At 63.6% G+C, this 18,619-nt stretch carries 15 protein-coding genes and 1 pseudogene; 10 read left to right on the plus strand and 6 right to left on the minus strand.

All coding sequences use genetic code 11. The annotated features are described in order from the left end of the window. Positions 1-392: 392 nt before the first annotated feature. Entirely contained in the window at positions 393-1,178 is a 786-nt protein-coding gene (locus tag GNZ12_RS19355) for a TetR/AcrR family transcriptional regulator (protein WP_172312611.1), read from the minus strand. A 75-nt stretch (positions 1,179-1,253) separates the two neighbouring features. Here GNZ12_RS19355 and GNZ12_RS19360 point away from each other — a divergent pair, with 75 nt between their 5' ends. From GNZ12_RS19360 to GNZ12_RS19370, 3 genes are all read left to right on the plus strand, one after another. After that, positions 1,254-2,789, plus strand: a complete 1,536-nt coding sequence (locus GNZ12_RS19360) for an MDR family MFS transporter (RefSeq protein ID WP_172312613.1) — start codon at positions 1,254-1,256, stop codon at positions 2,787-2,789. A 439-nt stretch (positions 2,790-3,228) separates the two neighbouring features. Continuing rightward, positions 3,229-4,311 carry a hypothetical protein gene (locus GNZ12_RS19365; RefSeq protein ID WP_216673275.1) on the plus strand — a complete coding sequence of 361 codons (1,083 nt, stop codon included), beginning with the start codon at positions 3,229-3,231 and terminating at the stop codon, positions 4,309-4,311. A 199-nt stretch (positions 4,312-4,510) separates the two neighbouring features. Next, the gene (locus GNZ12_RS19370) at positions 4,511-5,584 is read left to right on the plus strand and encodes a TAXI family TRAP transporter solute-binding subunit (RefSeq protein WP_172312615.1); all 1,074 of its coding nucleotides are present in this window, start codon (positions 4,511-4,513) and stop codon (positions 5,582-5,584) included. 27 nt (positions 5,585-5,611) lie between these two features. On the opposite strand, the gene GNZ12_RS19375 is transcribed toward GNZ12_RS19370, so the two are convergent. Then, a complete protein-coding gene (locus GNZ12_RS19375) occupies positions 5,612-7,051 on the minus strand; it encodes an aminotransferase-like domain-containing protein (protein WP_172312617.1) in 1,440 nt (479 codons plus the stop codon). A gap of 116 nt (positions 7,052-7,167) precedes the next feature. Between GNZ12_RS19375 and GNZ12_RS19380 the strand changes: the two genes are divergently transcribed. After that, positions 7,168-8,055 (plus strand): DMT family transporter, encoded by an 888-nt coding sequence (locus tag GNZ12_RS19380; RefSeq protein ID WP_172312619.1) that lies wholly within the window; start codon positions 7,168-7,170, stop codon positions 8,053-8,055. A 113-nt stretch (positions 8,056-8,168) separates the two neighbouring features. After that, positions 8,169-9,074, plus strand: a complete 906-nt coding sequence (gene sapR / locus GNZ12_RS19385; protein WP_172312621.1) for a sap1 transcriptional regulator SapR — start codon at positions 8,169-8,171, stop codon at positions 9,072-9,074. 159 nt (positions 9,075-9,233) lie between these two features. Here the strand turns inward: sapR and GNZ12_RS19390 are convergent, their stop codons facing one another. The 4 genes from GNZ12_RS19390 to GNZ12_RS19405 are packed head-to-tail and all read right to left on the minus strand — an operon-like array spanning position 9,234 to position 13,914. Then, complete coding sequence (locus tag GNZ12_RS19390) at positions 9,234-9,974, minus strand: ABC transporter ATP-binding protein (protein ID WP_172312623.1); 741 nt, start codon at positions 9,972-9,974, stop codon at positions 9,234-9,236. A gap of 18 nt (positions 9,975-9,992) precedes the next feature. Continuing rightward, positions 9,993-10,835, minus strand: a complete 843-nt coding sequence (locus GNZ12_RS19395; protein WP_172312625.1) for an ABC transporter ATP-binding protein — start codon at positions 10,833-10,835, stop codon at positions 9,993-9,995. Positions 10,836-10,846: 11 nt separating this feature from the next. Then, positions 10,847-12,670, minus strand: coding sequence for an ABC transporter permease (locus GNZ12_RS19400; RefSeq protein ID WP_172312627.1), 1,824 nt, complete (start codon positions 12,668-12,670; stop codon positions 10,847-10,849). Between the two features lie 47 nt (positions 12,671-12,717). Continuing rightward, complete coding sequence (locus GNZ12_RS19405; RefSeq protein WP_172312629.1) at positions 12,718-13,914, minus strand: ABC transporter substrate-binding protein; 1,197 nt, start codon at positions 13,912-13,914, stop codon at positions 12,718-12,720. A 350-nt stretch (positions 13,915-14,264) separates the two neighbouring features. Between GNZ12_RS19405 and GNZ12_RS19410 the strand changes: the two are divergent. From GNZ12_RS19410 to GNZ12_RS19430, 5 genes and pseudogenes are all read left to right on the plus strand, one after another. Beyond that, positions 14,265-15,259: pseudogene (locus GNZ12_RS19410) on the plus strand (LysR family transcriptional regulator). After that, positions 15,256-16,734 carry a flavin-containing monooxygenase gene (locus GNZ12_RS19415; protein ID WP_172312631.1) on the plus strand — a complete coding sequence of 493 codons (1,479 nt, stop codon included), beginning with the start codon at positions 15,256-15,258 and terminating at the stop codon, positions 16,732-16,734. The pseudogene GNZ12_RS19410 and the gene GNZ12_RS19415 overlap by 4 nt, the downstream one beginning before the upstream one ends. Positions 16,735-16,749: 15 nt before the next feature. Next, on the plus strand, positions 16,750-17,310 hold the full coding sequence (locus GNZ12_RS19420; RefSeq protein WP_172312633.1) for a CMD domain protein: 561 nt from the start codon (positions 16,750-16,752) through the stop codon (positions 17,308-17,310). Continuing rightward, on the plus strand, positions 17,307-17,921 hold the full coding sequence (locus tag GNZ12_RS19425; RefSeq protein WP_172312635.1) for a peroxidase-related enzyme: 615 nt from the start codon (positions 17,307-17,309) through the stop codon (positions 17,919-17,921). The genes GNZ12_RS19420 and GNZ12_RS19425 overlap by 4 nt, the downstream gene beginning before the upstream one ends. Positions 17,922-18,073: 152 nt before the next feature. Further along, positions 18,074-18,367 (plus strand): hypothetical protein, encoded by a 294-nt coding sequence (locus GNZ12_RS19430; protein WP_172312637.1) that lies wholly within the window; start codon positions 18,074-18,076, stop codon positions 18,365-18,367. The last annotated feature ends 252 nt before the right edge of the window (positions 18,368-18,619 follow it).

Below are 18,619 nucleotides of genomic sequence, written 5' to 3' on the forward strand. Positions count from 1 at the left end.
GGCCTGAGCGCAACGCGTGCGCACAGTAACGCGCCAAAATTGCACGCCGATGAAAAACCGGCCCTCGGTGCCCTTGTCCTGGCAGACCGATGCCGGCACCCGATTCGCCGTGGTGGCGGCTGCAAACTCGTGTGCGCCGCCTTGCCCGCCCGGCGTCTTCTCTGACATTCATGTTCTTTTGCGACGCCGGCGCTGTTGCGCGCTTTTGCGTTTTAGCGCGTGGCGTTCACATCCACCCCTCAGGTAGCACGTCGCGTGCCTCGCCGGTTTCGCCGTGGCGTCAGCATGGTTGCGCGGCCAGCCTCACGATCCACGGCGGCGCTATCATTGTGTGCGCCGCACTGATGAGGTGTGGCGGCAGAAGCGTAATCGTGAATGAGTCCGTGGGCGTGTCAGTCCGCTTTGCTCGGACCGATGCCCTGCACCAGCAAGGCCACCGCATGCCGGGCGATCTCCGCGCCGCCGATATTGCGCCGCACGGGATCGTTACGCCACAGCTTCGACGTAGCCAGCGGCAGAATCGTCATCCCCAGCAGCGTGACGAACACCAGCGACGGCTCCAACCCGGCATTCAGCCGCCCTTCCTGTTGCCAGCGCGTGATGGCTAACAGCGAGGCCTTCTGGTTCGCGTCGCCGAACCGTTCGTGCATGCGCTGGCGCAGCAGGCCGCCGTCGCTGATCACTTCGCGCACCCACAGCGACGGAAACCACGGGTGGTCGCTCGCCACCTGCACCAAACGCTGCGCGAGCTGCGTGATGGCTGCCACCGGGTCGTCGGGATTTTCCTGAAACGGCACGCCGAGCCCCGCGCGCAGCGGTGCGAAACGCTCGTCGATCAACACGTCGAGCAGTTGATCGCGCGTCTTGAAGTAGTAATGCATCATCGCCGGCGTGAAACCCGCCTCGCGAGCAATCTCCCCGAGCGTGGTGTCGACGATGCCCTGCCGCGCGAACAAGGCGAGCGCGGCATCCAGCAGCCGGCTGCGCTGCGCCGGGCCGCGCGCCGGGCCCGACGGCCTGCCGGGGCGCCGTGCGGATGCGGGTGCGGGCGTTGCAACGTTCGCTGATTCACCCGCGGCAGCGGACGCCACAGACTTCGAAAGCTTTCGCGCCTTCGCGGCGGCCGTGTTGTGCGGTGTGCCCTTCACTTTCTGTTCATCTGCCGGAATCCTTGCCATTGCATTCAATTTGACGAGTGACGCGATGTCGCATATATTAATCTCCGAATTAATTAATTTCAACACCGTGGCGCCATGAACCAACCGACAACGACTCAACCCGCCGGACTGACGACGCCAGTAGCGCCGCCCGGCGCGCGGGCAACCGACCACCCGCCGATCCGCCTGCTGTTTCCGGCGTTGCTGCTGGTCATGCTGCTCGCCGCGCTCGATCAGACCATTGTCTCGACCGCGCTGCCGACCATCGTCGGCGAACTCGGCGGGCTCAACAACCTGTCGTGGGTGGTCACCGCCTACCTGCTCAGCTCGACCATCGGCGTGCCGCTGTACGGCAAATTCGGCGATCTGTTCGGCCGCAAGATCGTGCTGCAGACGGCGATCGTCGTGTTCCTCGTCGGCTCCGCGTTGTGCGGCATCGCGCAGGACATGACCCAGTTGATCGTGCTGCGCGCGCTGCAAGGGCTCGGCGGTGGCGGCCTGCTAGTCGTGACGATGGCCGCAATCGCGGACGTGATTCCGCCGGCTGAACGCGGCCGCTACCAGGGAGTATTCGGTGGCGTGTTCGGTCTCGCAACGGTAATCGGGCCGCTGCTCGGCGGCTTTCTCGTCGAGCACCTGTCATGGCGCTGGATTTTCTACATCAACCTGCCGCTCGGCATCATTTCGCTGGCTGTGATCGGCGCGGTCTTCAAACCGCACGTGCGGCATGTGAAGCACACCATCGACTACATGGGCGCCGCGTTTCTCGCCGGCGCGCTCACCTGCATCATCCTGTTCACGAGCCAGGGTGGCACGATCCTGCCGTGGTCGTCGCCGCAGTTGTGGTTCACGCTGGGCATGGGGCTCGTGGCGATCTGGGGTTTCATCCACGAAGAGCGCACGGCTGTCGAACCGATCATGCCGCTCGAGCTCTTCAAACAACGCACGTTTTTACTGAGCAGTCTGATCGGCTTCATCATCGGCGTGTCGCTGTTCGGCTCGGTTACATTCCTGCCGCTGTATTTGCAGGTCGTCAAAGGCTCGACGCCGACAGAAGCCGGCATGCAGATGTTGCCGATGATGGGCGGTCTGTTCGTGATGTCGATGGTAACCGGACGCGTGATCAGCAAGATCGGCAAGTACCGCATGTTCCCCATCGCCGGCACGTTCCTCGTGGCCGTCGCCATGCTGCTGCTCGCACGCCTGCAGATCGACACGCCCATTCATGTGATGTATATCTACATGGGCATTCTCGGCTTCGGCCTCGGCATGGTCATGCAGGTGCTGATTCTCGCCGTGCAGAATACGGTCGAGTTCAAGCACATGGGTGTGGCCACTTCGGGCGCGACGCTGTTCCGTTCAATCGGCGGCTCGATCGGTGTAGCCAGTTTTGGCGCGGTGTTTTCCAATGGCCTCGCCGCGCGCCTCGAAAAGCTGATTCCGCCCGACACCGAATTGCCGCACGCACTCGGACCGATGGCCATCCACCACTTGCCTGAAGCGTTGCGCGACGATTATCTGCAGGCGTTTGCCGGCGCGTTGCACACGGTGTATCTGTCGGCGGCCTGCGTGGTGGTGCTGGCCTTCATACTCGCGTGGCTTCTGAAAGATCATCCGCTGCGCAAGCACTGAATGCCGTATCACGTTTCCTGCAAGCGTTTTCTGCAAACGCTTGATGACGAGGTCGAACGCAACGCGCTTCGACCTCGTTCTGCTTTCATCGCCGCGCTTCCGCTCTGCTGATTCCACCATTGCATCATCGCGCTATCGCCTGCGCGCAGTGACGGCGCGAGCGGCGTGAAAAAAACCATCCGCCTGTTCGTTCTGCAGACATATGCAGTGTTTCGTCGTACCTCCAAACGTGCTTCAGCGCACCTAATGTAGGTGAGAACGTCGATTGACGTTCTCACTGAAACGCCACATATTGCAAGCAGCGGCACCGCAAGCGAGAACTTGCGTCCCAAGGTTCTCCAGCGCATGTGGATCGTGGTTTCCGCGGACTTTGCTTCCTGCCTCAACGCGATCCGGAGCATGCCGTATAGGCATTGTTTTCCACAGGTGGGTCCACAGTATGTCCACCCAGACAATACCCGGCCATAGTTTTCCGACGCCCTGCAAACGCTGTGGCGGTGCGCTATACCGGCAAGTCGACTATTGCCCGTATTGCGGCGCGATACATCCACTCGACACCGCCCCACACAAGCGCGTTGTGATTCCCGGCAGCCGCGCCAGTGCCATGAACAAGACGGCGCAGAAAAGCAGCGTCGATCCGACGCAGCCGGGCGAAACCGAGCTCGCCGCGCAGGGTCCGTCCATCGACGAAGCCGCCCCTATCGAGCCCCCGATGCTACCGGTACTCGCGTCGTTTCCTCCGCGCGCTGATCCTCCGTCTTCCGCCGATCTGCCGCTTTCTGCCGATCCACCGCATTCCGGCGGCCGTAGCGCGATCCCGGTGCGCCGGGTGCTGCTCGCAATCGTAGCCATTGGCGCAATCGGACTAGCGTATGTCGCCTACGCACTATTCAGTGACAACCACGACTCGCAGAACGACACCACCGAACAGAGCGCCGACAACGCTCCGGATGCCAGAACGGCGACCGGCACGATTGCGCTGTACGCCCCGGCTCAGCCGATGAATCAGGCTGCAGCGGGTAAGCCCGCTGCGCCGACCAATCCTGCCAATCTCGCCAAGGCCGCCCCGGCAATCGCAGCCACGCCTATTGCGCCACCTGCGCCTGCCGCCGCAACACCTGTGAAACCAGCGGCGCCACAGTTCCGCGATGCGGCGCAAGCGCTGCAGGCAGCGCGTCTGGCCTTCCGCGCCAACGATCTGTCCGCGGCACAAGCGGCGCTTGGCACGGTGCAAACGCTGCAACCCGGCAACACCGACGCGCAAAGCCTGCTGACCGAATTGAAGCCGCTCGCCGCGCGCCGCGACACCGCGTTGCAGGCAGCACAGTTGTGTGCCGCGCAGCAGTCGTGGAGTTGCGCACGCCAGCACGCCAATGAGGCGCTCGCGATCGACAGCGGCAACGACACCGCGAAGACGATCCTCGAACGCGTGATTCACGAGACAGGTTGGGCGCCGCTCAAACCGCATGCGGCGATCGACAGTCCGGTGAGCGATAAATCATTTGGATACCGAATTTCATAGCCGTTCGCACGACCGATTTGCCTGACTGACTGAATCATGGCACGCCCGATCGCACTGGCGTTTCGCGTGCCCTCTGAGCGGCAACAGACGGACATGGCATGCGCGGCGCATTGAACATGAGATGGCAAACCGGCTTACCGGTGCTTCGCGCGCGCCGACGCGAGAGGCTGTTCAAACCTGACGGATAGGTGGATAGACCATGCTGAAGAGACTTCTCGCGGGATGGCTGGGGCTGGCGCTATTGGTCATGTGTTCGTTCGCTGGCGCGGAGCCTGCGCACTACAAGATCGTCACCGGTCCGGAACGGGGCACGTACATTCAGATCGGCCAGGATCTGTCGAAATGGGTGGCGCAACCGGCGGGCATCGACCTGGAAGTCATGGCTTCGAAGGGCTCGGCTGAAAACGTGCAGCGCATGCGCTTCGAGCCAGGCGTGAAGCTCGCGCTGGTGCAGTCCGATGTGTATCAGGCCTACATCGACATGGCCAACGCGGGCAACGCCGACGCGGGTACGACAATCCGGCCGCTCCGGCTCATCATGCCGCTCTACGACGAGGAAATTAACGTCGTGGTGCGCGCGGACTCGCCGATGAAAACCTTCGCCGACATCAAGGACAAGAGCATCAGTGTGGGCCTGATCGGCAGCGGCACCGCGCAATCGGCCACGACCCTCTATCACCTGATGTTCGGACAGGCGATTCCCGAGCAGAACATCCAGCACCTGAGTAACGAAGACGCGCTAGCCGCGTTGATCGTCAAGAAAGTGGATGTTGCGATCATCGTGGTCGGGCAGCCAGCGAAACTGTTCACCGACATGAATCCCGAATTGCTGCAACAGATCCGCCCGCTGAGGGTTGATCCCAACGCGCCCGAAACCGCCCGTGCGAAGCAGACATATTTTCCCGCGACGCTCCGCGCGACCAGCTATCCGAACTGGCTGAAGGAAGACGTCCCCACGCTGACCGTGAAGGCCTTTCTCGTCACCTACGACTACGGTCTGCGCGACACCGTCGGCAACCTGAATCGCTTTGCGGATTCGCTGTGCGCCAACTTCGACAATCTGCAGGAGCACGGGCATCCAAAGTGGAAGCAGGTGAAACTCGAACTGCCGACTCTCGTGCGCGGATGGAAATACTACGGGCCCGTGGAGAAACATCTACGCGCGTGTCTCACGAACAAAAGTGCGGCGATCAACGCGACGGCGGCGCAAGCCGCGCAGAAAGCGCGCTCCTCGTGCACGGATCAGGAGCGTCTGCTGTTGCTGTGCAAGTAGTAACGTCGCGTGATGAGAAGCATGCGTTCAGGCGCGCTCCTGCGCTGCGGCCGACACGTCCATCGCCCGCTGCAGCGCCTCGTACACCTTCGGCCGGTTGCATTGCGACACGTTAAAGCGCAGGAAGCCGGCCGCCGATTGCGACGTGCTGAACACGTTTCCCGGCGCGAACACCACACTCTCGGCTAACGCGTGACGCGCGATGTCGGCGGCGTCGAGCGCATCCGGCAGGCGCGCCCACACGAAAATACCGGCGCGTGGCCGCGTCCACACTTCAAGGCCTGCATAGCCCAGCCGCCTGATCGTCTCGCCCATGGCGTCCGCGAGCTTCGCGCGCATCGATTCCAGGTGACGCCGGTACGTGCCGTCCACCAGCAGACGATGCACGACGCTCGCCGCGAGCTGGCCGTTGCCGAACGTGGTGGCCAGCTTCAGATCGACCAGCGGCTCGACCCATTCGCTGCGCGCCGCAATGTAGCCGCAGCGCACGGCCGCGGACAAGGTCTTCGAAAAACTGCCGATCGTGACCACCCGCGCAAGACCGTCGAACGCCGCGAGACGCGGCGCCGGTTCGTCCTCGAAGTCGGCGAAGATATCGTCCTCGACGACCAGCAGATTGTGCTCGCCCGCCAGTTTCAGCAACCGATGCGCGATGGCCGGCGCGAGCGTGGCGCCGGTCGGATTGTGGATCGCGGAATTGGTCACGTAGAGCCGCGGACGATGCTCGATCAGCGCCCGCTCGAATGCCGCCAGATCGGGCCCGGACGGCGTATAAGGCACACCGACGATGCGGACGCGATGCGCGCGCAGCAGCGCCTGAAAGTTGAAGTAGCACGGGTCGTCGATCAGGACCGTGTCGCCGGGTTCCAGCAGAAAGCGGCACACGAGATCGAGCGCGTGCGTGCCGCCGTCGGTCAGCACAATCTGCTCGGGCGGCGCCTCCACGCCGTGCTGCGCGAGCCGCCAGGCGAGTTGCTGACGCAGCGCCGGCAAACCGAGCGGACTCGCATAGTCGGCGAGCGGCGACTGCGGATCGCGCGCCACGGCACGCAACGCGCGGCGCACGCCGTCTTCCGGCAGCCATGACGGCGGCATCCAGCCACAGCCCGGCTTGAACACCTTCGCGCCGGCCTCCAGCGACTGCCGCGTGAGCCACAGCGGATCGACCTCGCGATCCAGCCGCGGCCCGAGATCGGCGAGCGCGAGCGGCGGCGCATGACCGGACACGAAGAAGCCAGAACCGCGCCGCGCCACGATCACCCCTTCCGCGACCAGCCGGTCGTACGCTTCCACCACCGTCGACTTCGACACGCCGAGTGCTTCGGTCATCACGCGGATGGACGGCACGCGCGCACCCGGCATCAGCGAACGGCTCGCGATGCGCTCGCGCAAGTTGTCCATCACCGTGCCGACCCGCGTGCCGGTTGGCGCGCCCAAGGCCGCCCGGTTGATATCACTTTCCGCCATCTGCACTGCTCCATGTTCGGTACAGTTTGTACGAATTGTACTGATCCGTAGCTTACCCTTTCCAGCCCAAAAGCGGATGCTATGGGTTCCATTTTCAATGCATATGGACTCTTTCGATGGACAAGACAACGAACGGCTGGGTGAGCGGCATGGTGGGCGTGTTGATTTTCAGCGGCTCGCTGCCCGCCACCCGCATCGCCGTGCAGGGCCTCGATCCGGTGTTCCTGACGGTCGCCCGCGCGACCATCGCGGGCACGTTGGGTCTGTTGCTATTGCTGGTGTTTCGCCAGGCTCGGCCCGCAAGGCGCGACCTCATCCCGCTGGTGGTGGTCGCGCTCGGCGTGGTGGTCGGCTTTCCGCTCCTGACCGCCCTTGCGTTGCGCCACGTCAACGCCGCGCACGCCGTGGTGTTCGTCGGGCTCCTGCCGCTGTCCACCGCGATCTTCGGCATGCTGCGCGGCGGCGAGCGCCCGCAGCCGGCGTTCTGGCTGTTCTCGGCGCTCGGCAGCGGCGCGGTGGTCGCGTTCGCCTTGCGCCACGGCCTCGACGCATCGCCGCTCGGCGATGCGCTGATGCTGGCGGCGATCGTCGTCTGCGGCCTGGGTTATGCCGAAGGCGCGCGGCTGTCGCGCCATCTCGGCGGCTGGCAGGTGATTTCGTGGGCGCTGGTGCTGTCGCTGCCGGTGATGCTGCCGCTCGCCTGGTGGACACGGCCGGCATCGTTTGAAGGCGTAAGCCATGCGGCGCTGTGGGGACTCGCGTACGTGTCGCTCTTCAGCATGCTGATCGGCTTCGTCTTCTGGTATCGCGGACTGGCGTTAGGCGGCATCGCGGGGGTCGGGCAACTTCAGTTGCTGCAGCCGTTCTTCGGTCTGCTTCTCGCCGGTTTGCTGCTGCACGAACAGATACCGCCCGCGATGATCCTGGTGACGGTCGTGGTGGTGGCGTGTGTGGCAGGCGCGCGGCGCTTCTCGCGAAGCGCGCCGGTGCGGCCGGCAGTCTGAACGGTGTCTCGCCCGCGCGTGCGTTCCCTGATTTTCAGGACCGCGCGGGGTCGGCTGTCGGATGAATATGTCATCATCTCGATAATCGATCCACCACTCGCGCCGCGACTACGATGCCGACCGCATTTGCACAAACCGTCGAAGCCCGCTTTGCCGAACTCACGCCCACCTCGAAGCGCGTCGCCAGTTACATGCTGGCGAATCTCGACCGGCTCGGCCTCGAAAACGCCGACCAGATCGCCCAGCAAGCCGGCACCAGCGGCATCTCGGTGGGCCGGTTCTTGCGCAGCATCGGCTACCAGAACCTGGATGACCTGAAGCGCGAGTTGCGCGGCGCGCAGGAGCGACCGTGGCTGATCACCGACCGGCTCGACGCATTTCGCCGCGCCTCCGGCCAGCACGACGAAGCCATCCCGGCCGCAAGCGGGCCCGACGCGTCCCATTCCGCCCCCAGCCCGGCTCTCGCTCACTCGCTCGAACTTGAAATCGGTGCGATTCAGCATGTCTACCAGCTTGCGCAATCGCCGGTGTTTGCCCGCGTGGCCGAGCGCATCTCGAACGCTGACGCCGTCTATATCCTCGGTATTCAGTCCACGCGCGGCATCAGCAACGCTTTCTACAGCTACCTGGAGTACATCCGTCCGCGCGTGTTCTATTCGGACGGCATGTCGGGCTCATATGTCGATTCGCTGAACTCGGAGTTCAAGTCACCGTATCTGATCGTCACCGATACGCGCGCCTATTCGATGATCGCGCGCCGCTATTGCGAGGCGGCCACGCGCCGTGGGCTGCCCTTCGCGCTCGTCACCGATATTTACTGTCCGTGGGCGCGCGAATTCGACGGTGATCTTTTGCAGGTGAAGACCGATGTCGGTCAGTTCTGGGACTCGCTGGCACCGCTCACGTGCCTGTTCAATCTGCTGATTTCGGCGATTGTCGAACGGCTCGGGCCGGGCATCGACGAGCGCGTTGCACGTAACCGCGAACTGCAAAGCGAATTCGATCAGTTCGACCTTTGAAGCCGCTTTGGCGATAAGCCACATCATTGACGATCGGCTCATCGGCGCCCCCCGCGCTGCAGATGGCAAGCGCACGTTGCAATGCGGCGCGATGCACGGGTGATCGAATCGGCAACCGCACAAACCGCCCGCTGCGCTTGATGTCGTGCGTTGATCGCATCAGGACGCGGTCGTCGCCGCAGCTTCCCCGCCGAGATACGCGTCACGGATCCGTTCATCGCCGAGCAAGGACTCAGCCGTGCCTTCGAGCACGACGCGGCCGGTCTGCAACACATAGCCGTAATGCGCGATCTCCAGCGCGAGGCTGGCGTTCTGCTCGACCATGAAGAACGTCACGCCCTGCCGGTTGATCGTGTCGATCAGCTCCAGCACTTTGTCGACGTAAAGCGGCGACAAACCCATCGTGGGTTCGTCCATGCAGATCAGCTTCGGCCGGCTCATCAGCGCGCGCGCCATCGCCAACATCTGCTGCTCGCCGCCGGAGAGCGTACCGGCCTTTTGCGTCAGGCGCTCTTTCACGCGCGGGAAAAGGCCCAGAACGCGCTCATAGTCTTCGTCGATGGCAGCGCGGTCACGCCGCGTGTAGGCGCCCATCCGCAAATTTTCGCGCACCGTCATGTCGCCGAACAGCCGCCGCGCTTCAGGTACCGAACCGACGCCGCGCCGCACGATCTGCGGTGTGCTGAGTCCTGTGATCGCCTCGCCTTCGAACGTTATGCTGCCGGCGCGCGGTTTGTGCAGACCGAGAATCAGCTTCATCGTGGTCGACTTGCCGCTCGCGTTGCCGCCGAGCAAACTCACGATCTGTCCGCGCCGCACTTGAAAATTGACGTCGAAATGCACCTGGACGGGGCCGTAGAACGTTTCGATGTGTTCCAGTTTCAGTAAAGCGTCGCTCATCGTGGATGTTCCAAAAGTTCAGGCCGCAACGCGCACGGTCGCCGCGCCGCCGACATTGCGATGGCCCAGATACGCTTCGATCACACGCGGATCGTTGCGCACGTCGCGCGGCAGGCCTTCAGCGATTTTCCCGCCGTTGTCGAGCACGATCACGCGATCCGATAGCCGCATCACCATGTCGAGCTTGTGTTCGATCAGCAGGATGGTCAGTCCGCGCGCTTTCAGGTGCTGGATCAGCACCAGCATTTCGGCGGTTTCGGACTCGTTCATGCCGGCCGTCGGCTCGTCGAGCAACAGGATGCGTGGATGCAAAGCGAGCGCGCGGGCAATCTCGACGCGTCGCCGGTTCGCATACGACAGGCTATGCGCCGGATGATCGATGCGCGGCGTCAGGCGCTCGCCGAACCCCGCGATAATCTCGCGCACTTCCTCGCGCAGCGCCACATCTTCACGGCGGATGGAAGCCGGTCCGATCAGTGCGCGCGCGACTTCGGCGATGGCGCCGACAATCGGCCAACCCGTGCGGGTAGCGCGCAAACGCGCATGCGCGCCGATCAACACGTTGTCGAGCACGCTCAGATTGCCGAACACCCGGCCATGCTGAAACGTGCGCGCAAGGCCGAGCGCGGCGAGCTTTTCCGGCCGCACACCGGTGATGTCGCGGCCGTCGAATTGCACACTGCCTGCGTCCGGCGTATCGAGCCCGGTGATCAGATTGAACAGCGTCGACTTGCCCGCGCCGTTCGGCCCGATCACGCTGACGAGTTCGCCCTCCGAAATCGAAAGATCGACTCCGTTCACCGCGGTGAGTCCGCCGAAGCGCCGCGTCACCCCGCGCACGTCGAGAAGAGTCTGTGTCATGTGCGCCCCCGTCATACCGTACCCAGCAAACCCTGCGGCCTGAATCGCACCAGTAACAGCAATACCAGGCCATAGATCAGCATCCGATAGTCGGCGGCCCAGCGGAAAATCTCCGGCAAGCCGATCAGCGCAACCGCGCCGACGATCCCACCCAGCACGTTGCCGAGGCCACCGAGAATCACCATCGTCAAGGCGAGGATGGACACTTGCGAGTCGAAGGTCTGGTTGTTGATGTAGCTATACAGATGCGCCGCGATCCCACCGCTGATGCCGGCGGCGAGGCCTCCGAACGCAAACGCGATCGCCTTGTAGCGGTTCGGGCGAATCCCGTGCGAGCGCGCCGCGACCTCGTCTTCGCGAATCGCACGGAGCGTGCGCCCCAGATGCGAGCCCAACAGCCGCGTTTGCAGCAGCGCCAGCACGATCAGCACGCTCAGTGCGAACCAGTAGATCGCACGCGCGCTGTCCGGTTTCCAGCCGAACACCGACAGCGGCGCAATGCCCGCGATGCCGAGCGGGCCGCGCGTCAGACTGTCCCAGTTGAGGATCACGAGGCTCACCACTTCACCGATACCGAGCGTTGCAATCGACACGTAGTGCCCACGCAAACGGAACGCCGGATAGACCAGCAGCGTGCCCAGCGCGGCGGTGATCAAACCGGCGCAGAAGATCGTCACGACCGGCGACCAGCCGAGATTCGTCGACAGCAACGCAGACGCGTACGCACCGATCACCAGCAGCGCGGCATGGCCAAGCGAAATTTGCCCGACCGTGCCCGCCACCAGCGTCAGGCTCAACGCCAACATTCCGTAAAGCCAGGCATTGGTGAGTGTTTGCAGGAGATAAGACGAGCTGGCAACGAAAGGCAACGCGACCGCAGCCAGCGCAAGGGCAATCACCACGGCGCGCGGCACCTTCACCGCTTTGCCCGCGGACAGAAACGTGCCGGTCATCGGCTCGGGCGGCAAGCGGCGGCTGCCACTAAAGAGTCCATTGGGACGCCACACCAGAAACAGCAAGAGTAGAACGAACGCGAACAGATCGCGGTAACTGGTGCCGAAGATCGCCACGCCGTAACTCTCGACCAGACCCAGCAGCAGGCTGCCGATGATCGCGCCCGGCACGTTGCCCAGACCACCGATCAGCAACGCCACCACGCCCTTGAGCGTGGCCTGGAAGCCCATCGCCGGATCGATGCTGTTGTAGTACATGCCGACCAGCAAGCCGCTCACGCCGCCGAGTGCACAGGCGATCGCAAACACCGCCTGATTGACGCCGTTGACGTTGACGCCCATCTGCTGCGCCGCATCCCGGTCCTGCGCCGTTGCGCGTACAGCCCAACCGAGGCGCGTGAAACGCAAGAACACATAGAGCACGGCAGCAGCCGTCACGCCGATGCCGGCAATCAGCAGATCCAGCGAGCCGACCGTCGCGCCGCCGAGGCGAAAGTGCCAATCGGGCAGCGTGCTCGGCACGGGCCGCGGATCGGCACCGAATAGCAACTGCGCGCACTGATCGAGCACGAAGCTCATGCCGATCGTCGCGAGCAACGGGGCGATGCGTGCCGCGCCCTGCAGCGGCCGCAGGCCGATGCGCTCGATCGCGATGCCCAGCAGCCCGCAGCCGAACACCACCGCGAGCAAGGCCAGCGGCAACGGCAACCCGAGCCGCGTCAGACACAGCCAGCCGATAAAGCTGCCGATCATGTACACCGAGCCGTGCGCGAAGTTGATCAGATGCGACACGCCGAAAATCAGCGCGAGGCCGACCGCCAGCAATGCATAGATATTGCCGACGATCAGTCCGTTGATCGTGTAGTCGAGCCATGAAGCCATAGCATTCAGATCCGGTGAGAAGCAGACACGCGAGCGTTGCTTAGGTTTTATTTGGAAGCGACCAGCGGCTTCGCACCGTCCCATTGCGTGAACTGATTGTCCTTGACGACCAGGTACACGCTGCGCGCGCCAGCCACGCGGCGCGTCTGCGGATCGAACTGCACCTTGCCGAAGATCAGGCTCGGCACATCCTTGATCTGCTTCAGGCCGTCATGCACCGCCTGACGGGTCACGCCGTAGCGGCGCATGACTTCCGCCGAGACGATCATCGCGTCGTAAGCGCGCGCGGCGAACGTATCGGGCTCGCCGTTGTACTTCGCGCGATAACGCTGCACGAAGTCCTGCACTTCAGGCCGCTTGTCGCCCGGGAAGAAATTCGATTCGGTGAATACACCGTTCACGGCCTCGCCGCCCAGTTCGAGAAACTTTGGCGAATAGACCGAACCCACTGCAGCGATCGGTTGCGTTAATCCCGACGAACGCGCCTGGCGCACGATTTGTGCACCGTCCGCGTAGTACGAGATCAGCACGAGCGAATCGGGCTTCGCTTCGTTGACCCGCACCAGGGTCGCGCGGAAATCTTTTTCAGTCGGCTGATAGCCTTCCGCTGCGACGACCTGCGCGCCATCCTGCGCGGCAGCTTTCGCAAAAATGTCCTTGCTGGTGCGGCCCCAGTCGGTGTTCAGATAGAGCACGGCAATGCGCTTGAAGCCGAGTTCCTTCGTCGCGTAATGCGCGAGCAGTGGCTGCTCTTCAGCCTGACTGAGCGCCGTGCTCCACATGTAGTCGCCACCCTTGGTGAAGTCGGGGTGCGAATTGGTGAAGCCGAATTGCACGAGTTGTCCGCGCTGATAAATTGGCGAGGCCGCCATTGAGGTCGTGCTCGACAGGTCACCCAACTCCAGCAGAATGCGCGGATCGCCAACGAACTTCTGCGCGATCGACACCGCCTGGCGCGGGTCGCTCCGGCTGTCCTCGAAGTCGTAGGCAAGCGGGCGGCCCTTGATACCGCCTTGCGCGTTGATCTGCTCCAACGCGAGATCGAAGCCGCGCTTCCACTGGGTGCCGTATTGCGCGTCCTGTCCGGTAAGCGGCCCGCTCACGCCGATCAGATACGGCTCGCCCGCTGCGGCGCCAGCATAAGCCGGCGAGGTTGTTGCAATGCCCATCACTGCGGCGAGCACCGGTAGCGTTTTCAACCAGCGTGACCAGCTGGTTCGCGACGATTTGGATACGTGTTTCATGTTTGCCCCAACTGTCATCTTCAAAGTGGGGCCATGTAACCACGGTGAATTCCGGCGAACCAACGAAGTTTTGGGAATATGGTTATCACGTTGGAGCGCATGTCTCTGTTCGCTCAAGGCAACGCTACGAGGCGGCGTTCACGCTCATGCGCAGACACGCCAAGACATCTCTTTGATGCAATTGATTTTTCTCTCTTTCGACACGCGCCGTATAGAACAAAACCTGAGACGCCACGCGCTCGCCCGTCGATCCGCTTCGCATTTTTTCGGCTGTCGATATCGGAATTGATTATATAAATCCCGCATTCAGACGACCCTACAATGCGCAGACCGAATTGCCAGGGCGAGTCATGGAGCTGCATCAACTCGAAGCGTTTTCGGCGGTCATGTCCGCCGGCAGCATCACCGGTGCGGGACGTTTGCTCGAACGCTCGCAGCCGGCCGTCACGCGTCAGATCCAGGAGCTCGAAGCGGATCTCGGCTATGCGCTGTTCAATCGCAATGGTCCGCGTGTCACGCCGACGCATTGTGCCTTTCTGCTTTACGAAGAAGTTGAGCGTTCGCTGATCGGACTGAAGACCATCGAGCAACGGGCACGCGCCATTGGTCTCGGCGAAGCGGAACCGCTGCGCGTGGCGGCCACACCCGCGCTCGCTGCGTCGATTGTGCCGCCCGCGATCGCCGCGCTGCCGCCGCTCGGCCGCGCACCGCAATTCCAGCTACGCAGTTTGTCGGCGGAACACGTCGTCCATGAAGTCCTGACCCGTACCGCCGATATCGGCCTCGTCACCTTGCCGATCGGGCATGCGGGACTCGACATCCACTGGATCGCCGAAGCGCCCTGCGTGGCGCTCGTGCAGAGCGGCGACCCGCTCGCCGCCCAGCCGCACATCGCGCTGCGCGATCTGGCGATCTGGCGAACCGGCGCATCGTCACCGTCGCGAACCGGTTCCGGTTGCGGCATCGGGTCGACGCGGCGTTCGCAGCCGCGCGCATGTCCGTCGACGTGTTCCTCGAAACCAATGCGTCGTTGAATGCGGTGATGGCCGCTCGCGCCGGCGCCGGTGTCGCGATCGTCGATCCTGCCACGGGTCTCGGCCTGTCGATCGAAGGCGTGACGGCGCGGCCGCTCGACTTCGCGATTCCGTTTTTCTTCGGCGTCGTGACGCCGGCGGGCAAACCGCGCCGCGCCGCCGTCGACGCGCTGCTGCAATCGATCGAACACGCGACCCGCGAACTGCTCGAAGGCGTGGTGCTGCATCCCGCCCAGGAACACGATGCGCTGCTACAGCGCGAAACGCGCGTCTCTCGTACGCGCATCAAACATCCGGAACACATTGCATGAATCGCCTCGCAGCACTCGAAACCCGCTTGCGTGAAGATCTGCGCTGGCTGGAATTGCCCGCGCCCTCCTGGGTCCCGCCGCGTTTCGTCAACAATGAACGTGTGCTCGATGTCGCCGTGATCGGCGGCGGCATGGCGGGGCTCGCCGCGGCGGCGGAACTGCGCTGGCTCGGCATCGACAATCTGCAGGTGTTCGACCGCGCGCCATCGGGGCGCGAAGGCCCGTGGGTAACGTTCGCGCGAATGGAAACGCTGCGCTCGCCCAAGCAGCTCACAGGTCCCGCCCTGCGCATGCCGGCCCTCACGTTTCGCGCGTGGTACGAAGCGCAATTCGGCAGCGCCGCGTGGGATGCGCTCTATAAGATTCCGCGAACGCAATGGATGGACTATTTGCGCTGGTATCGCCATGTGCTCGATCTGCCGGTGCACAACGACATCACCTTGACCTCGCTGAGTCCGCGCGACGACGGTCTGCTTGAACTCGATCTCGCTGAAGCCGGCGCGCCACGCACGGTGCTCGCGCGGCATGTCGTGCTCGCCACCGGACGCGACGGTTTGGGCGGTCCATCGGTACCGGCTATCGCCAATACGGTTGCACGCCGCTACTGGGCGCACTCCGCGGATGCAATCGATTTCGCCGCATTGGCCGGCAAGCGCGTCGGCGTCGTCGGCGCGGGGGCATCCGCCTTCGACAATGCCGCGACCGCGCTCGAGGCGGGCGCGGCCGGCATCGATCTGTTTATCCGCCGCGATGACATTCCACGCGTGAACAAGCTGACAGGCATCGGCAGTCCGGGCCTCGTGCATGGTTTCGCTGATCTCGACGATGCATCCAAATGGCGTTTCCTGCATTACGCGCAGACTGAGCAAACGCCGCCTCCAAGAGACAGCGTGCTGCGGGTTTCACGCCATGCCGGTGCATGCTTTCACGTCGGCAGTCCGCTTGTTGCGCTCGACGAACTTGATGGCGCGCTCGCAGTAGCGACACCGAAAGGCCGCTACGTGGTGGACTTTCTGATCTTCGCGACCGGCTTCCACTCGGATATCGCCACGCGCACCGAATTTGCGCCGTTCGCCTCTTTTGTGCGGCGCTGGAAAGACCGCTATCGGGCGGACCCATTGCTGCCTTCGTACGAACTAGCCGAGTCGCCGGATCTCGGCGCCGGGTTCGCGTTTCAGGAGCGCGAACCCGGCACTTGTGCAGCGCTGACGCAGATCCATTGCTTCAATCATGCGGCGAGTCTCAGCGATGGAAAGCTGTCCGGCGACATCCCCGCGATTAGCGACGGCGCGCAGCGCCTTGCGCGCGGCATCGCGAGCCGCCTGTTCGACGCGGATCGCGAGCGGCACTACCAGGCCCTGGTCGCCTTCGATACGGCGGAGCTACGAGGGGATGAGTGGACCGATGCGGATGCATCGTCCGACACTTCGCGCGCTCGCCTGCAGGCAGAAGACACCGCTGAAAACACTGATTAACCCGCCGGAGCAGATATGACCGACCTCGCGCCACCGACCCAATCGTCCGCATTTGCAGGTACCGAAGGTACCGACACCATCGAGACCGTCGACGCCCTCGCCGGCCTGCAAACCGGCAGCCCGCTCGCCGCGATCCGCCATGCCCGCGACAAAGTCGTGCTGCACACGCAACGCAGCGAAGACGCTTTGTTCGATCCCGGGTTGCCGGACCTGTCGCTGCACGAGCGTTTATTTGCCGCATGGTATGCCGCGCGCCTCTCGCTCGCCGACGATCTCGCCGACGCCTACACGGCGAAGCTCATCGCCGCCGGTGCACAGCCGGTCACGCTCAATGCAATCGAAGCAGGCACGCTCGCCCCGGCCACCGACGCTCGGCTGATCGCCATCCTCTCGCACGTCAAGCTGCTGACTATCAAGCCAGTCGAAGCACACCCCGAGCATTTGCAAACGCTGCAGCAAGCCGGTATCACGACACGCGGCATCGTCGCGTTGTCGCAGTTGATTTCCTTCGTCACTTATCAATTGCGCGTGGTAGCGGGCCTGAAGGCATTGCGCGTCGCTGAGGAGGCAGCATGACTCAAGTGAATACCAGTGCATCGCCGGTTGACCAGCTCAACGGCTTCACCTTCGATACGCTCGGCTGGCGCGCATGGCTCGACACGGTCAGCCTCGCCGACGCCTCGCCCGAGCAGATCGCCGTGCTCGAAGAGAGTCATCCGCACGCCAAGACCTCCGACTACTATCTGCTGCTGCTCCAACAGGCGGAAATCCTGCGGCAGCGTTCCGGGGTTTTCAACGCGATCATGTATGCGCCGGGTGGCCTGCCGCGCGCTGAGCGCGAACTCGCCAGCACCGTAGTGTCGCGCGTGAACGGCTGCGTGTATTGCGCTTCGGTGCATGCGCAACGATTCGGCCGGCTCGCCAAACGGACCGACACGATCGAGCAGGTTTTCGACGACCCGTCGACTGCCGGCACCACGGAGCGCGAGCGCGCGATCATCCGGTACGCGATCGAACTGACTGACCACCCTGAGAAGGTCGACGCCACCGCCATCAAGCGGCTCGAAGCAAACGGCCTGACGCACGCGGAGATTCTCGACCTGACGCACGCTATCGCGATCTTTGCTTGGGCCAACCGGCTGATGCTCACGCTTGGCGAACCGGTGTTTCCGCAAGCTGGCGCGTGATGCCCGGTGACGAAGTGGTGCTTCCGGCAGCACCTACGCGGTAGGCGAATCCACGAATCAATACCTCCAATCGTGCCTGCCTGCGCACGCCGATGAAGCCGCGAGCCGCATTGCGGTATCCTCACCGGCTCGCTCAGAAGGAGAATGGATTCATGAAGTTTTCGATTTGCCTGGCGCTTGCCGCCCTGACGCTGTCCGCCACCGCGTACGCGCAAACCTCGCAAACCTTTCGCTTCGGCGAAGGCCAGACCACGCTGCCGTCCGGCAATGCCCATCCGGCACCTGCGCCGGGCGCGCAGGCTCAACAGCCGCAACCACAGCAGGCCCAGCAGCAACCGCAACCCGCGGAACATGCCCCGGCCAAGGCCGCGCCGAAGCACAAGGCAAAGCATCACCGGCATCACCGTGGGCATGTGACGCAACCGGATACGTACTCGCATAACTGATCGCCGGAATGCACGCCACGCGCGTGCATCGTCGCGACGAAAATCCGCAGTGGAGCGCCACGGCCGCATGGCCGGGCGCTCCACGCCAGGCGCGGGATCGCGCCAGTCACCTATGCATTCGCCAATACTCCCTATGGATCCTGGCGATTTTTGACTCGCTTCAAATTCGTTCGCGCGGCGGGCATAGTAAAACGTATCCGCAGACTCACCGGCCACGACAGGAACTCGTATGAGCACCACCCGCCCCACCCC

Origin of the sequence: Paraburkholderia solitsugae (assembly GCF_013177695.1) — a bacterium.
GTDB classification, from domain to species: Bacteria; Pseudomonadota; Gammaproteobacteria; order Burkholderiales; family Burkholderiaceae; genus Paraburkholderia; species Paraburkholderia solitsugae.

Coding starts and splice junctions, on each gene's coding strand:
- GNZ12_RS19355 (WP_172312611.1), bottom strand. CDS start 1,178: ATGGCAAGGATTCCGGCAGATGAACAGAAAGTGAAGGGCACACCGCAC.
- GNZ12_RS19360 (WP_172312613.1), top strand. CDS start 1,254: ATGAACCAACCGACAACGACTCAACCCGCCGGACTGACGACGCCAGTA.
- GNZ12_RS19365 (WP_216673275.1), top strand. CDS start 3,229: ATGTCCACCCAGACAATACCCGGCCATAGTTTTCCGACGCCCTGCAAA.
- GNZ12_RS19370 (WP_172312615.1), top strand. CDS start 4,511: ATGCTGAAGAGACTTCTCGCGGGATGGCTGGGGCTGGCGCTATTGGTC.
- GNZ12_RS19375 (WP_172312617.1), bottom strand. CDS start 7,051: ATGGCGGAAAGTGATATCAACCGGGCGGCCTTGGGCGCGCCAACCGGC.
- GNZ12_RS19380 (WP_172312619.1), top strand. CDS start 7,168: ATGGACAAGACAACGAACGGCTGGGTGAGCGGCATGGTGGGCGTGTTG.
- sapR (WP_172312621.1), top strand. CDS start 8,169: ATGCCGACCGCATTTGCACAAACCGTCGAAGCCCGCTTTGCCGAACTC.
- GNZ12_RS19390 (WP_172312623.1), bottom strand. CDS start 9,974: ATGAGCGACGCTTTACTGAAACTGGAACACATCGAAACGTTCTACGGC.
- GNZ12_RS19395 (WP_172312625.1), bottom strand. CDS start 10,835: ATGACACAGACTCTTCTCGACGTGCGCGGGGTGACGCGGCGCTTCGGC.
- GNZ12_RS19400 (WP_172312627.1), bottom strand. CDS start 12,670: ATGGCTTCATGGCTCGACTACACGATCAACGGACTGATCGTCGGCAAT.
- GNZ12_RS19405 (WP_172312629.1), bottom strand. CDS start 13,914: ATGAAACACGTATCCAAATCGTCGCGAACCAGCTGGTCACGCTGGTTG.
- GNZ12_RS19415 (WP_172312631.1), top strand. CDS start 15,256: ATGAATCGCCTCGCAGCACTCGAAACCCGCTTGCGTGAAGATCTGCGC.
- GNZ12_RS19420 (WP_172312633.1), top strand. CDS start 16,750: ATGACCGACCTCGCGCCACCGACCCAATCGTCCGCATTTGCAGGTACC.
- GNZ12_RS19425 (WP_172312635.1), top strand. CDS start 17,307: ATGACTCAAGTGAATACCAGTGCATCGCCGGTTGACCAGCTCAACGGC.
- GNZ12_RS19430 (WP_172312637.1), top strand. CDS start 18,074: ATGAAGTTTTCGATTTGCCTGGCGCTTGCCGCCCTGACGCTGTCCGCC.